Annotated in this window: 12 protein-coding genes and 1 tRNA gene; 8 read left to right on the forward strand and 5 right to left on the reverse strand. The window is 59.0% G+C overall.

Annotated features, from left to right (window positions below; all coding sequences use genetic code 11):
* Positions 1-1,001: 1,001 nt before the first annotated feature.
* Entirely contained in the window at positions 1,002-2,024 is a 1,023-nt protein-coding gene (locus tag HJW02_RS05190; RefSeq protein ID WP_102721614.1) for a 2-hydroxyacid dehydrogenase, read from the reverse strand.
* A 16-nt stretch (positions 2,025-2,040) separates the two neighbouring features.
* Entirely contained in the window at positions 2,041-2,805 is a 765-nt protein-coding gene (gene gpmA / locus HJW02_RS05195; protein WP_102721613.1) for a 2,3-diphosphoglycerate-dependent phosphoglycerate mutase, read from the reverse strand.
* Positions 2,806-3,008: 203 nt separating this feature from the next.
* Here gpmA and HJW02_RS05200 point away from each other — a divergent pair, with 203 nt between their 5' ends.
* Positions 3,009-4,940: a beta-galactosidase gene (locus HJW02_RS05200; RefSeq protein WP_205597360.1), complete on the forward strand. Its 1,932-nt coding sequence runs from the start codon at positions 3,009-3,011 to the stop codon at positions 4,938-4,940.
* Between the two features lie 82 nt (positions 4,941-5,022).
* On the opposite strand, the gene HJW02_RS05205 is transcribed toward HJW02_RS05200, so the two are convergent.
* Together HJW02_RS05205 and HJW02_RS05210 are read right to left on the reverse strand one after the other, a co-directional pair.
* Positions 5,023-5,595, reverse strand: a complete 573-nt coding sequence (locus HJW02_RS05205; RefSeq protein ID WP_102721611.1) for a tyrosine-protein phosphatase — start codon at positions 5,593-5,595, stop codon at positions 5,023-5,025.
* Between the two features lie 8 nt (positions 5,596-5,603).
* Complete coding sequence (locus HJW02_RS05210) at positions 5,604-6,257, reverse strand: nitroreductase family protein (RefSeq protein WP_102721610.1); 654 nt, start codon at positions 6,255-6,257, stop codon at positions 5,604-5,606.
* 358 nt (positions 6,258-6,615) lie between these two features.
* Between HJW02_RS05210 and HJW02_RS05215 the strand changes: the two genes are divergently transcribed.
* The 7 genes from HJW02_RS05215 to HJW02_RS05245 all read left to right on the forward strand — a co-directional run bounded on the left by HJW02_RS05215 (position 6,616) and on the right by HJW02_RS05245 (position 13,293).
* Positions 6,616-8,775 (forward strand): transglutaminase-like domain-containing protein, encoded by a 2,160-nt coding sequence (locus HJW02_RS05215; RefSeq protein ID WP_146018247.1) that lies wholly within the window; start codon positions 6,616-6,618, stop codon positions 8,773-8,775.
* Between the two features lie 136 nt (positions 8,776-8,911).
* Positions 8,912-9,439: a gamma carbonic anhydrase family protein gene (locus tag HJW02_RS05220; protein ID WP_240454364.1), complete on the forward strand. Its 528-nt coding sequence runs from the start codon at positions 8,912-8,914 to the stop codon at positions 9,437-9,439.
* A gap of 19 nt (positions 9,440-9,458) precedes the next feature.
* Positions 9,459-9,944, forward strand: coding sequence for a bifunctional nuclease domain-containing protein (locus HJW02_RS05225; RefSeq protein WP_022396415.1), 486 nt, complete (start codon positions 9,459-9,461; stop codon positions 9,942-9,944).
* 208 nt (positions 9,945-10,152) lie between these two features.
* A tRNA-Tyr gene (locus HJW02_RS05230) sits at positions 10,153-10,238 on the forward strand.
* Between the two features lie 231 nt (positions 10,239-10,469).
* Positions 10,470-12,335, forward strand: a complete 1,866-nt coding sequence (locus HJW02_RS05235) for an SLC13 family permease (RefSeq protein WP_102721607.1) — start codon at positions 10,470-10,472, stop codon at positions 12,333-12,335.
* A 123-nt stretch (positions 12,336-12,458) separates the two neighbouring features.
* Positions 12,459-12,695, forward strand: a complete 237-nt coding sequence (locus tag HJW02_RS05240; protein WP_022396413.1) for a hypothetical protein — start codon at positions 12,459-12,461, stop codon at positions 12,693-12,695.
* Between the two features lie 85 nt (positions 12,696-12,780).
* Positions 12,781-13,293: a hypothetical protein gene (locus tag HJW02_RS05245; RefSeq protein WP_102721605.1), complete on the forward strand. Its 513-nt coding sequence runs from the start codon at positions 12,781-12,783 to the stop codon at positions 13,291-13,293.
* Positions 13,294-13,332: 39 nt separating this feature from the next.
* Here the strand turns inward: HJW02_RS05245 and HJW02_RS05250 are convergent, their stop codons facing one another.
* Positions 13,333-14,364: a glycosyltransferase family 10 gene (locus HJW02_RS05250; protein WP_022396411.1), complete on the reverse strand. Its 1,032-nt coding sequence runs from the start codon at positions 14,362-14,364 to the stop codon at positions 13,333-13,335.
* Between the last annotated feature and the right edge of the window lie 156 nt (positions 14,365-14,520).

Consider the following 14,520-nt stretch of genomic DNA (forward strand, 5'->3'; position numbering starts at 1 on the left):
AAAAAGTGGGCAGGATTTTTCGTGCCTTCCCTCCGGATATGGTTCCGGAATGGCGAGAGGGCCGGCGATTCTCCGGCCTCCGGAGGGACTTAACAAGGGAGTTTTTACAGCTGGGAAGCTTGACGCTGGGCCGGATAATTTTCCGGAAATTTCCAGTAGTATATTGAGAAGGAAGAAAGAGGAAAAGCTGCTTGTTCTCCATGCGTCAAGAGCATTTAATCAACGATGGCCGGAATACCCCCTGGCTGCCCTGATGATTGATGATGAAACGTTATTTGCTGATTTTCCTCCTGTCCGGAATGGACACGGGAGCGCTGAAGGCTGAAAAGGTCCTGGACGGCTTTGACGAGGAACCTTTTGAACAGCCCGTAATCCTGCCTGAAAAAACGCGCCTGTCGCCTGTGGCGGCCTATATGGGAGAGCCTTCCGCCGGCGGAACGGGAAAAGCCGTCCGTGCCGTGCTTGCTGCAAGTGGTGGAGGTGGCCGCAAACAGATGGCCGGGCCTGAATGGAAAGGCGGGAACGGACTGGATTGCCGCCGAATTGTTTTTCCAGTTGAACGGCTGTTCCATTACCCTGGGGAGGCAGTTGTTCCTGGATGCCCGGCAACCCGTTCTCCCAGTTGGTTCAAGGCTGTTGTTTTCCGGCTCCCTTCCCGCCGTACCGGATACCGGAGCTTTCCGTGGAATGCGTGTACCGGGCTCCGCCCATTTACAACGTGCAGTGGTCGCTGGAGAGCCGGGATTATGAAGGGAATGTGATGCGCGCGGTCAGGCGGCCGGTAGTGGAGAAAGAGGGGGGTGAAACTGTTTCCTATGACGTGCCTGTCCTCTGGCGCGGAAAAGCGGCGGCGTCTTTTCCGCTCACTCCGCCGGGGCGCATTCCCTGGCGCATGAACTTCATGCGCCGTCCGGCATACGGATGCCGGACGGCGGCCCTGCGGGGAAAACACGGATGGGAGCCGCGCGCATTCCCCTCACGGAAGCAGGTGCCGGGTGCGTTCAGTGTGACTGGAGCGATACGCGGTTGGCCAGCGGCTTGCCTTCCAGGAAGTCCCGGATGTTGTGCAGGGTGACTTCCGCAATGTTGTGCAGGGCTTCCTTCGTGAAAAAGCCCTGGTGGGAGGTCAGGATGACGTTGTTGAAGGAGAGCAGGCGCGCCAGGGTGTCGTCGTCAATGATTCGGTCGGACTTGTCTTCGTAAAAATATTCACCTTCCTCTTCATACACGTCCAGGCCGGCGGACCCCACTTTTTTTGATTTCAGGCCGTCAATCAGCATTTCCGTATTAATCAGCTTGCCGCGTCCCGTGTTGATGATCATCACGCCGTCCTTCATTTTGCCGATGGAGTCCGCATTAATCAGGTATTCCGTTTCCGGGGTGAGGGGGCAGTGCAGGGAAATGATGTCGGACCGGGAGTACAGGTCGTCCAGCGTGGTGTACGTAATGCCGGCTTCTTCCGCAAAGCGCTGGTCGGGGTACGGATCGTAGGCCAGGATGTTCATGCCGAAACCCTTGAGGATGCGGATGAGGATTCTGGCGATTTTCCCCGTTCCGATGATGCCGGCCGTTTTCCCGTTCATGTCAAAGCCCATCAGCCCGTGCAGGGAAAAGTTGCCGTCCCTGGTGCGCCAGTACGCGCGGTGTATCTTGCGGTTCAGGGAGAGCATCAGGGCTACGGCGTGTTCCGCCACCGCATAGGGGGAGTATTGGGGGACCCTGACGACGGGCAGGTCCGCTTCTTCCGCCGCTTTCAGGTCCACGTTGTTGAATCCGGCGCAGCGCAGGGCCAGCAGTTTGACGCCGTTTTCCTTCAGGCTCCGGATCACTTCCCGGTTTGCCGTGTCGTTGACGAAGATGCACGCCACGTCCGTGCCGCGGGTCAGCGGCACGCTGTCCGGGGTGAGGTGCCCCTTGAAGTAGCGGATGTCGTAATGGAATTCGCGCTCGTTGATCGGATTGAAGGAGTCCCGGTCGTAGGGCTTGGCGTCAAAAAACGCAATGCGGCAGGAATGGTCGGTCATGCGGAAGGGAGGGGGGTTAGGCGGTCGGCGGTTTTTTTTTCGCGCTTCCCTGGCTGGCGACGGCTTCCATGCGTTTGCGGATTTCTTCCGGATCTCCCAGAAAGTAGTCTTTCTCCAGGTTCAGGGAATCGTCAAATTCAAACACATAGGGAATGGCGGTGGGAAGGTTCAGGGAAAGAAGCTGGTCGTTGGGGATGTTTTTCAGGTACTTGATCATGCCGCGCAGCGTGTTGCCGTGGGCCACGATCAGGATATTGTCCAGCGTCCGGAGGGAGGGGAGGATGGTTCCCTCCCAGTAGGGCATCATGCGGTCAATGGCCTCCTTCAGGGATTCCGTCCGCGGAAGTTCGTTATCCGGCACCCCCTTGTAGCGGGGGTCCCACTTGGGGTTGGCGGGATCATCCTCCGCCAGGGGAGGGGGCGCCACGTCATAGCTGCGCCGCCAGATCAGCACCTGCTCGTCTCCGTATTTTTGGGCCGTTTCACTTTTGTTCAACCCCTGGAGCATGCCGTAGTGCTTTTCATTCAGCCGCCAGCTTTTGGCGACGGGCAGCCAGTCCTGGTCCAGACGGTCCAGCACGCAGTTAAGCGTCTTCACGGCGCGCTTGAGGTAGGAGGTGTAAGCCTGGTCAAAAGCCATGCCCTTGTCTTTCAGCAGGTCGCCCGCATGATTCGCTTCCTCTATCCCCAGTTCCGTCAGGTCCACATCCGTCCATCCGGTGAACCTGTTTTCACGGTTCCACGTGCTTTCTCCATGGCGCAGAAGAACAATTGTTTTCATATCGCTGAATTTAGACAGGCGCCCTCCGGCTTTCGCGCAAAGGAATGGAGGCGTATGACGTGATAATATTCCTCGCCGCAGGAGAAATTCCTGCCGTCCGGCCCCGGCAGTCCGCCGGGGGAGGGGAAGGACGCCTCACAGGTGCGGCGGCGGCGGGTAAAATTGTGATTGGCAACCGTCTTCAAATGGATTAACAGTTCAGCATGATGAAGCAATATGGTTTCAGTTGGGCTGCCGCCCTGATGGCCGCCGGAGTGGGAGCATTGGCATGGGCCGGTCCCGGGGCTGTCCGGAATGTGCAGAAGCCCGCTCCTTCCGGTGGAGCCCCCGCCGTGTTCAAGTTCGGCGGGGAAGGGAACCAGGAGTTCATGCTGAATGGAAAACCGTTCCAGATACGCGGAGCGGAGATGCATCCCCAGCGCATCCCCAGGGAGTACTGGAGGCACCGCATCAGGACTGCCCGGGCCATGGGCTTGAACACCATTGCGTTTTACGTGTTCTGGAACGACCATGAACAGCCGGACGGCAGCTTTGACTTCAAGACGGGCAACCGCGATCTGGGAGAGTTTCTCAAGATATGCCAGGAAGAAGGCATGTGGGTTCTGTTCCGCCCCGGTCCCTATGTGTGCGGGGAATGGGACCTGGGAGGGTTGCCCCATTATCTGCTGAAGGATCCCAAGGCCAAATTGAGGACTACGGAAGACGCCAAATTCATGAAGGCGCAGACGCGGTATCTGGAAGCCGTGGCCCGTGTGGCGGAGCCCTTTTTGGTCAAAAACGGAGGCCCTATCCTGATGACCCAGCTTGAGAACGAATACGGGAGCTACCAGAGGAAGGACCGCAAGTACATGGAGTGGCTGAAAGCGTTCTGGACCAGGAAGGGCTTCGGCCCCTTTTACACGTCCGACGGCGCGGGGGAACATTTCCTGAAAGGGGTGGTGCTTCCCGGCGTGGCCGTGGGACTGGACCCGGGGCTGAACGACGGCCACTGGGAGGTGGCTAATAAGTGCAATCCGGGCGTTCCCGTTTTTTCCTCGGAAACGTATCCGGGCTGGCTGCGGCACTGGGGGGAGGGGAACTGGGCCCCCACCCCAGGCATTGTCAACCACGTCCGCTGGTTTATGGACAAGGGGCGCTCCTTCAGCCTGTTCGTTTTCCACGGTGGCACCAACTTCGGGTTTACGGCGGGCGCCAACAACGGGGGGCCGGGAAAATACCAGCCGGACCTGACGAGTTACGATTACGGCTCTCCCGTGGACGAACAGGGCCGGATGAATGAATATTACGCCCAGATGAGGGAAATCATCCTGGAAAAACTGCCTCCGGAAGCCGCCGTGCCGGAACCTCCCGCGGACATCCCGGCCATGGAGATTCCGGAGTTCACGCCCGTGGTCCATGCCGGCCTTTGGGAGAACCTGCCCAAGCCCTTCCGGTCCAAGTTCCCGCAGCCGCCCTATTTCGAACAGTGGAACCAGAACCAGGGCATCGCCGTTTACAGCGCCACCGTTCCGGCCGGACCGTCTGAAACGCTGGAATTCGCCAACGTCAATGACTATGCCCAGGTGTACCTGAACGGAGAGCCGGTCGGCACGCTGGACCGACGCCTGGGACAGAAGAGCGTGGAGCTGCCGGAGCGCAAGAAGCCGGGAACGCTGGAAATCCTGGTGGAGGCCATGGGACATATCAATTTCCACATCAGCATGGAGAGCGACCGCAAGGGGCTGCACGGCCCTGTGAAGCTGGGAACGCGCGAGTTGAAGAACTGGACGGTGAGGGCCCTTCCCCTGAAGGCTGACTCCATCGTCCAGGCGCCCAAGGGAAAGGGCCCTTCCCGGAAACGGGAAGGAGCGCATTTCCGGGCCGTCGTGAACATTGAAGAGCCGCAGGACACGTTCCTGGACATGTCCCGCTATGCCAAGGGATACGTGTGGGTGAACGGCGTGAATGTGGGGCGGTATTGGAATGTGGGGCCTCAATTAAGGCTGTACGTTCCGGCCCCCTTCCTGAAAAAAGGGGAGAATGTGATTGATGTCCTGGACCTTCACGAGAAGGAGCCCAAGCCCATCCGCGGCATGAAGGAGCGCAACAAGGAGCCTGGAAAGATAGATACCAAAAACCTGGACAACCAGTGGTAAAACCGCCGGGCCTTCTGCCCGCGTCACCGGAAAAAGCTTTTTTCCATGAACCCGCGCCATGGGGGGAGCCGCAGCCTGCGTGTCAGACGCCCTGAGCCTGCCTTTTTCTCCGGAATTCCTCTTTGAACGCCTTCCAGTCCGTGTCTCTGACCAGTTCCGCGAGGTTGGAGTAGTAGGACCGGTGGTGCCCGAAGCGTTCGTCCATCAGCTCTTCAAGCGCCTTTTCCGGCGTCCAGCCCTGCATGACGATGCGGTAGGCTGCGCAGACAATGCCGGTGCGGTCGGACCCGTGCCAGCAGTGCACCAGAACGGGCTTGGGCGCTCTGCTGATGACCAGCAGGCAGTCCATGAGTTCTTCCCGGGTCACTTTCCCTGCCGCCAGTTTAATGCGGTACAGGCGCAGTCCGGTATGTTCCGCCTCATCGGCGTCGCTGTGGTATTCCCGCAGGTTCAGGACGGATTTGAGCCCCAGCTTTTCCAGGGCCTTGAACCCGTCGCCGCCGGGTTGTCCGGAACGGTACAGCTCCGGGCTGAGGCGGTAGCAGTTTCTGGCGTCTTTTACCTTGATGGGAGCGGGGGTTTCCATCAAGGTTTCTGCGCAGGCAAGGGGAAGGGGCGCCGCCAGAACGGCGAGTATCACAGCGTTCCGGTTCATGGCTTCTTTCAGGAATCGGACGGGTAACCGACGCTCTGGGCGTACAGGACTTTTTTAAAGACGGGGAGTTTCAAGCGCCGCTGGATATAGTCGGCGTCAATCATGGCGCGGAAGACGGTGCCGAGGCCCGCGGAAGTACAGAAAAGATAGACGTTTTCTCCGATGAACCCCACGCCCGTGCAGGCCGTGACCAGTTTTCTTTTGGCGTCAAAGTCTCCGGGCTGTTTGGACTGGTCCACCACATAGACCAGGTTCAGCGGCGCGGTAGCCGCGAATTCCTGCGTTCCCGTGGCGGCACGCATATCGCCCTGAACCACTCGCTCCAACTGGTGGGTTTCCGGCTTGTAAAGATAGGCGCCCTGCGGCAGGACGGCATAGATTTCTATTTCGTTGGAATTCCGGGAGGACGGCGCCGTACGGTAATCAGGATCGTCCCGGTTGACGCCTTGAGCCGCCCAGAGCAGGGAAGACAGGATTTCCATCGGAATGGGCTTGTCTGCGAAGGATCTGGTGGAATGCCGTTCATTCAGAACCTGCATGAGCGGCCTGCCGCCCTTTTTGTCCGGCGGAGGCAGCACGATGTTGTCACTGAGGGCCGTTCCGGAGAGGAGGCTTCCCGAAATGATGGCCAGAAGCGGGCTGAGAGCATGAGAAATATTCATAGGCGGCAAAAGATGGATAAAGATGATGGAATAATTAGCAGGATACTTGTATTTTTCTCATGTTTTTGGGAACACGTGAGAACCTAATCCTATAAAATGGCTATGAAAACACAAGGAAAAATCCCTTGGTTTGATTCTTAACGGGTTCCGGAAGATGGACTCACCGGAAAAGACCGTTGTTTCAAGTTGACCTTGGGAGGGTATTGCGCTTTTATGTCAAACGGAACAGGGATGGAAATCTTTTTTCCTTCCCTGCCCAATTTGCTCCAACCCGTTCAAGCCTTATCCCATGAATCCTGTTAATCCCTTGCGTCCCGGTTCTCCCAAGCGTAAAAAATCCTCCTCCGGGGGAATTGTCATGACCATTATCCTGGTGCTGGCTCTTGCCGGCGGCGGAGTGGTTTACCACCGCATTTCCGTTCAACGGGAGGCGGAGGCCGCAGAGCTGGCGGCCAGAAGGGAGGCGGAAGCGAAAGCGGCGCGCGCAAGGAAGGCCGCGGAGCTGGAGGCAGCGCGCAAGGCTGCGGAGGAACGGGCGCGTGCGGAGGCGGCGGAAAAAGCACGGCTGGAAGCGGAACGCCTGGCCGCGGAGGAAGCCGCCAGAAAACGGCAGAAGAAGGAACCGGAGGCGGTGGAGCCGGCTCCCGCAGAGCCGAAGGAAGAGCCCGTGGTCCAGGAGGAAGACCCGCGCCTGGAGATTTTCAAAAAGCCCGTTCTGCTGGTCAGCCTGAAGGCCAATAACGCCGCCAACAGGAAATTGTTTACGGACGCCTTCAATCTGGCCCTGGAGACGGGCCGCTATGACTTGTACGCCGGTTTCCTGCGGTCCAATCTGGAACGTGACGCCGTTAAGGTCATCAAATTCGGCAAATTCGACGTGTCCATGTACGATCAAAGCCCCTATCTCATGCGCGCCAATGAACTGTACCAGCTCATCAGCAAAGTGGGGGCGGAAACCATTCAGGAGCAGCTCAAGGAGAGTTCCCCCAGATATTTTTATCCGTGGCTTTTTTCAGACCCCTCCGACCCTCTGCGGCTCTTCCTGCGCACGATGGCGCGGGAACAGACTCCCAGGGAGGAATGGGGAGGCATCCTGCGGAAGTGGGCGGAGTTCTGGATGAAAACCTCCGCCATGCCCCGGAGCAAGTATTCCTCCCTGGCGCTGGCCTGCGCCATGCTGGACCCCCGCATCGCCTCCAGTCCGTCCAGGCTGCGGGCCTCTTCTTCCACCAATATTTCCACTACTCCCCTGACGCTGGAACAGGTGTTCGAGTACTTCGTGGAGATGGATGAAGCCCATGAACTTCTGACAGATATTACCAAATTAAGCCCTTCCGAGCTGCTGTTCGTGGTGGACGTGCGCCTGCCGAGGTCGGAGATGGACTGGGCGCGCAAAAAGGTGCGGCTTACCCGGAAGGGCTGGGGCGGAGCCTATTCCATGATCCGCTACCGGATGGACCGCGCCGCCCTGGGCAAGGACCCTTACACGAATTACACCTTCCAGGAGATTCTGGATGAAGGCGGCATCTGCATGGACCAAGCCTATTTTGCCGTGAATACCGCCAAATGCAACGGCATTCCCTCCGCCTACGTCACCGGGGACGGCAACCGCGGCCCGCACGCCTGGATCAATCTGCTGACGACGGACGAAACCTGGCAGTCTTATGGCGGGTATGGGTACAATACGGGGCATTTTTCCCATCCGCACAACCGCAAGTCAAAGCATGAATCCACTCTTCTACAGGGCATGGACAAGAAGGTGAACGGCTCCCGGCTGGACACCTCCCTGGATTACCTTTCCCTGGCGGACCTGTTTGAAGAGATGCAGAAGCCGGATTGCGTCCGGGTGATGCTGGAAGCCGCCACGCAGGCCACCCCCGGAAGCCCTCTGGGCTGGGAACGCCTGATCGCGCTGATGAGCCGTCCGGAAAGCGGCACGAAGCTGGAGGAATGGGATGCGCTGGTGACCATGATCAAGCGCAAGTTCCGCTCCCGGCCGGATTACCTGGCCATGGCCGCCCGCGTGGAGGATGAATACATTTTCCCCATGCGGGACGCCTCCACCAACAAGCGCAATGTGGCCCGGGACCTGAAAAAGCTGGAAAAGGAGACGGACGAGGGCCGCAGCGACCTGACTTCCGCCGCCATCAAGCGGCAGGCGGACATCCTGATGGAGAACGGGGACAAGGCCGGCGTGGCTTCCTTGTACCGCAAGTCCATGAAGGATTACGCGCGCCGCGCGGAAGTGTTCGAGGCGCTGATGGGGCAGTATTACCGGTATGTCTCCCAGGAGCCGGAGGCCGTTCTTCAGCTCGCCAAGGAGGCGGAATCCTCCTACAACCGGTATATCCGGACCAAGTCGGACGACTACTTCAAGGTGAAGAAGGAGGTTGCCATCCAGAGGAAGATAGCCGGATATTATGAAAAGGGCGGCAATGAAAAGAAGGCCGCTTCCCTGCGCAAGGACGCGGAGAAGCGGGAGAAGAACAGCAAGAAGGGCATCCGGGAGGAGGGATAGCCCGGCAGGCCGCCTGCGGCTCCTCCCATCATTTCCCCAGGCGCGCGGCCCTGGCCGCCTCCGGCTGCGGCATACCCGTGGAATGAACGTTTTTAGGCTGGAATGCTGTCTTATCTTCAACTAATACATGACCTATATGGCAAGAGAACCTTACGCGAACTTCTGGCCCAAAGTGGCGGATACCGCTTTTGTGGCGGAAAGCGCCGACCTGATCGGAGATGTCACCATTGGAGAGCACGCCAGCATCTGGTACCACACCACGCTGCGCGCGGACATCAACAAGATCGTCATTGGAGATTACTCCAATATCCAGGATAATAGCTGCATCCATCTGGCGGACGACTTCGGCTGCCATGTAGGCAAGTACGTGACCGTGGGCCACGGTGTGATTCTGCACGCCTGCACGGTGGAGGACAACTGCCTGATCGGCATGGGGTCCATCATTCTGGACGGCGCGGTAATCGGCCAGGGATCCGTGGTGGGCGCGGGCGCGCTGGTCACCAAGGGCACCGTCATTCCGCCCAATTCCCTGGTGCTGGGGTCCCCCGCCAAGGTGGTGAAGGATCTGGGCCCGGAATCCGCGGATAATAACCGCAAGTGGGCGGAGAAATACGTCAAGGTGGCTACCCGGTATACGGAGCGAGTCATCAATCCCGGTTTTTAACATTTGATTTCCGCACGCCATGCCGGATGAAAAGCTGATCACCCTGGAACCGTATGCCCTGCTCTATACCCGGGCCGGGGCAGGGGTGTGCCTGCGTGATCCGCTGACCGGCAAGGCGGGCGTTATCTTCATGGAGCTGGCGGACGGCATGGCGCTGGAGCGCAGCCTGAACGGGGAACGCCCGGTGCGGCCGGACACGTCCTCCCTGCTGTCCCATTTTTTATCCGCCATGGAGTGCCGGGTGAGGCTGGTGCTCATCAATGGCCGCAAGGATGAAGTTTTTTACGCCCGCGTGGCGGTGGAGGCCGCCAACGAGGTCATGGACAAGCTGGTGGAGCTGGACGCCCGCCCGTCGGACGCCCTGATGATTGCGGCCCAGTTCGGGACCGGAATCAAGATTGTTCCCGCCGTCTGGGAAAGCATGGAGAACATCCTGCCCCAGCTGGAACAGCTGGACGCGGATTCCCCGGACAGCCGCGCGCCGGTGTATGTGGGAGAGCCGTAGGAACGGCGCTTCCGGCTGCCGGACCTTTTCCCGCCTCCCGGGCACGCCATCCGGCGCGGCGGCGGCTTGAGGAACCGTCTCCCGGTTTGCCGCCCGGAGGCATGATTGCGGCATAAGATTTTCCGGTCCTTGGGCATACCTACTTTTTACAAAAAAAACTTGCTAAGGCGCCGGAATCCCTATACATTCGCCGCACATCACTTCAAGTGGGTAGATTCCCGAGCGGTCAAAGGGGGCAGACTGTAAATCTGTTAGCATTCGCTTTCGAAGGTTCGAATCCTTCTCTACCCACCACTTTTACTTTCATAACGCGTTCTCCGGAAGAACGCGTTTTTTATTGTTTCCGCGGTTGCGGGTTCGTGATGTTCAACGGGAAAAGGGAATCGCCGCCCTGTAGGAGAAGCAGGAAACGAGCATGCGCGCGGAGGATGGGGAGGCGGATGACTTGTTCAGCCTATCGACAAGGCGCGCAGGACATGTTAGATATTCTCTCTTGCCGATTTTTCATCTCTGCCGTTTATTGACATGTTGACCACGCTGCTCATTCTGGGAGTATCCGCCGTTTTGTTCGTCCAGGGGAGAATCCGTTCAGATATTGTCGCGCTGTGTTCCCTGCTGTGCCTGATCGTGTTCGGGATTTTAAGCCCGGAGCAGGCGCTTTCCGGCTTTTCCAACTCCATCGTAGTCATGATGGTGGGGCTTTTCGTGGTGGGGGGAGCCATTTTCCGGACGGGACTGGCCAAGATGCTGGGCGGCAGGATCATGAAGCTGGCCGGCAAGAGCGAGCTGCGCCTGCTGGTGCTGACCATGCTCGTTACGGCCGGAATCGGAGCGTTTGTCAGCAATACGGGAACGGTGGCGCTGATGCTGCCTATTCTGGTGAGCCTGGCCGCGGACGGCGGCATCCAGACGAGCCGACTGCTTATGCCCATGGCGTTTGCCAGCAGCATGGGCGGCATGCTGACGCTGATCGGCACGCCCCCCAACCTGGTCATCAACAACCAGCTTCAGGAGGCGGGAATGGAGGGGCTGGGCTTTTTCTCGTTCACCCCCATCGGCCTCGTCTGCATCGTGACGGGCGTCCTGCTGCTGATTCCCCTGAGCAGGAAGTTCCTGGGCCGTCATGACGACAAGACGGAACACGAGGCCAAGGGCAAGTCCCTCAGCCAGTTGATAGACGAGTACCAGATCATCAGCAATCTTTACCGTCTCCGGGTGCTGGAGGATTCCGCCCTGACGGAGAACCCCCTGCACGACCTCCAGATACCGGACCGCTACCACGTGAACATCGTGGAAGTGCGCCGCAGGCATTCCAGCCGGCATTCCTTCCTGCAAACGGTCAGCCAGACCATGGCGGGCTCGGACACCCGCGTGGCGCGGGGAGACGTCATTTACGTGATGGGGGAGTTTGAGGACGTGGACCGTTTCGCCCGGGAATACGGGGCGGTGATGATTAACCGGAAGACGTCGGAAGATACGGATTCCCTGCTGAAAAGCAAATTGAAGTTTGACGAGATAGGCATTGCGGAGATGCTGCTCATGCGCAACTCGGACCTCATCAACATGCCCGTGAAGTCTTCCGGGCTCCGCGCCAAGTACGGGGTCAACATTCTGGCCATCCAGCGGGACAACCATTACATTTTCCACAATTTGAAGGATGTGAAGCTCCAGTACGGGGATACGCTGCTGATTCAGGGAACCTGGGCGGATATTGCGCGCCTGAGTGAGAAAACCTTTGAATGGGTCGTGGTGGGCCAGCCGCTGGCGGAGGCGTCCAAGGTGACCCTGACGCACAAGGCTCCGCTGGCCGCTGGCATCATGCTGCTGATGATTGCGGCCATGGTGTTCAACTGGGTGCCCGCGGTGGCCGCGGTGCTGATCGCCGCCGTCCTGATGGTGCTGTGCGGATGCCTGCGCAACGTGGAGGAGGCGTACCGGACGATCAACTGGGAGAGCATCGTGCTGATTGCCGCCATGCTGCCGATGTCCGTGGCGCTGGAGAAGACCGGCACCTCGGAGGCCATCTCCCACGGCCTGGTGGCCGGCCTGGGGGGATTCGGGCCGTTCGCCCTGATGGCGGGCGTTTATTTCACGGCCTCCCTGCTGACCATGTTCATCAGCAATACGGCCACGGCGGTGCTGCTGGCTCCCATCGCCCTGCAATCCGCGGTGAGCATGGGCATCAGCCCCTATCCGCTGCTGCTGGCGGTTTCCGTGGGCACCAGCATGTGTTTTGCCTCTCCCTTTTCCACGCCGCCCAATGCCCTGGTCATGCCGGCGGGCAAGTACACGTTCATGGATTACGTGAAGGTAGGGGTTCCCCTCCAGGTGATCATGGGGCTGGTCATGGTGGTGGTGATCCCTCTGTTTTTCCCGTTCGTGAAAGCCTAGGCCGGAGAGCCGTTCACGAGGAGGAAAGGGCGCATGGCAGTGTAATTTACATGCATTACTAAAAAAAGAGAGACAAGGGAAGCGCGTGGGAGTAGAAGAGGATTGTTTAAGAACCCCCATTTAATGATGAAGTACTTGCTTATTATTATGGCCGCTGCGTTCGCCATGCCCTCCATGGCGGAGGAAGACGCTCCCAAGAGAATGACTTCCGCGGAAAAGAAGGCCGCCCTCCTTGAAAAGTATGATACCAATAAGGACGGCAAGCTGGATTCCGAGGAGAAGACCAAGATGAAGGAGGACCTGAAGAAGCAGAAGGAGGAGGAACGGGCCAGGAAGCACGCCTCCCGCAAATCCGATTAAGGTTTTACGGCTTCGTTGACAATCTGTTTTTCAGACGGCTTGAACCGGGTTCAGGCTGGAGGGAGAACGTATGCCTGTTAAAGCGATGAGATACGGAATTTGGACCAGATGGGCCGCTGCGGCCGTGTTTGCCTCCCTGGCTGCATGTACGGCGGAAGAATGGGCGCAGTTTAACAAGGAGATGGAGCAGAATCAGCGGGCCGCCGCCGAACGCCGGGTCAAATACCGCAAGATCAGGGTCCAGTGCTCCGACTGGGAGATGGCGGATACGGCTGCCGCCTCCCTCTCGTCCAAGGGTTTCCGGGTCATGTACCCCGGAGAAGACGGCTACGGAGCCGTGGCGACCGTCAGCAAGACGGCGCAGGAGCATGTGCTGATTCGCAACGGGAATTATTTCACCACGCTGCCCGGTCCCAATACGCGGCCCGGCTACAGGACGAAGGTTACCGTGACCGTGCATAATCTGGCGGGCAGGAAGCTGGCTGAATACCAGGGGGAAAGCGTTCCTTCCGAATCCTTCCACCGCATGGAGGCGGCCCGGTCCGCCTGCCGCAAGGCCATCGGCAAAATGCCGTCCAGCACTTCCATTTACTGGTAGGGGGGAGTTTTGGCCCTTATCCTGGGGCCGGCAGCCGGGCTACACTCCGGCTCCGGTTCCGCGCCTGCCGCGTGACCTGATTTTATAGGCCAGCGTATCCGCCAGCTCCCGGAGGGCGTTGAGCGGATTTTTCCGCAGGACGTGGCGCCCTTTCAGCGTGGCGCCGGGCCGGACGGTTCCCGTTCCCCGGTGGTTGTGGATGACGGCGGCTGTCTGGGCGAACATGTTGTACTTTTCCAGCACCAGGCGTCTAGCCTCGCGAATGGCGGGGAGCCGCTTTTCATATTCCCCGCCGTCCATGGCCTTGCGGATAATTTCAAAGGCTTTTTGCGGATCGTCCAGGGGGATGGGGATGAAGCTTTCCTGCGGGAAGCATTCCGTCGCCAGCGGGTCCCCGGCGTAAAAGGGAAGGGTCATGGCGACGAAGGCGTCGGACAGTTTTTCCGTCCAGTGATGGGGTTCCAGATGGTTTTCCACGCACAGATGGTACTTGTAGCCGTCCATGGCGACGGTTTTGTTTTCTATTTCCTGAATGCCATGCCCGAACCAGTCCAGCTCCGGCAGGCGGTCCGCCAGGTAGCGCGTGAGGTCATAACGCATTTTATGCATGGTATGCGTGTGCTGCTTGGCGGAACAGATGGTGGAAAGCATCTTGGTTTTCGGGAATTCCGTCTGGTCCAGAATCTCCTGCATGGGCTTGATGTACAGCCATTCCAGGCATCCGCGGCCCAGAGTATGGTTGGGGTGCGGGAGGTCCCGGACGGAGTGGGTAGTCAGCACGGTGCCGAACTGGCCGGTGTATGCCCGGCTGTAGATTTTAATGGAAGGGGGTTCCACCGTGATCAGGATGGTCTGGTCCGGGGGGCAGAGCAGGGGTTCCGTTTCATCCTTGATGGTGCCTATGGAGTTCCTGGGGAATTCATCGTATACCAGCACCCAGTCATAGTCCGTCATGGCGGCGTCCGTGCAGAACAGGCAGTCGCCCCACAGCAGGGATTCCGTTTTATCCGGGGAGGCCTTGGTGGATTTTCTGATGACCTTGATGCGTATGGGGCGGGAGGAATCCGTCATGGGAATGGAGGCGTTGAAGCGGCGCGCGGGCTTTCCGCCGTACGTCGGGCAACCCGTCCGGAAGCATCGCGGCGGCGGCGCTGCATGACGTCAGTGTAGGGGGCCTTCCTTCCTTGTCAATGTCAAAGGATTGGGCGTTTTTCCGTGCGGAGCTTC

Source organism: Akkermansia sp. GGCC_0220 (assembly GCF_017566105.1).
Classification (GTDB): domain Bacteria; phylum Verrucomicrobiota; class Verrucomicrobiia; order Verrucomicrobiales; family Akkermansiaceae; genus Akkermansia; species Akkermansia massiliensis.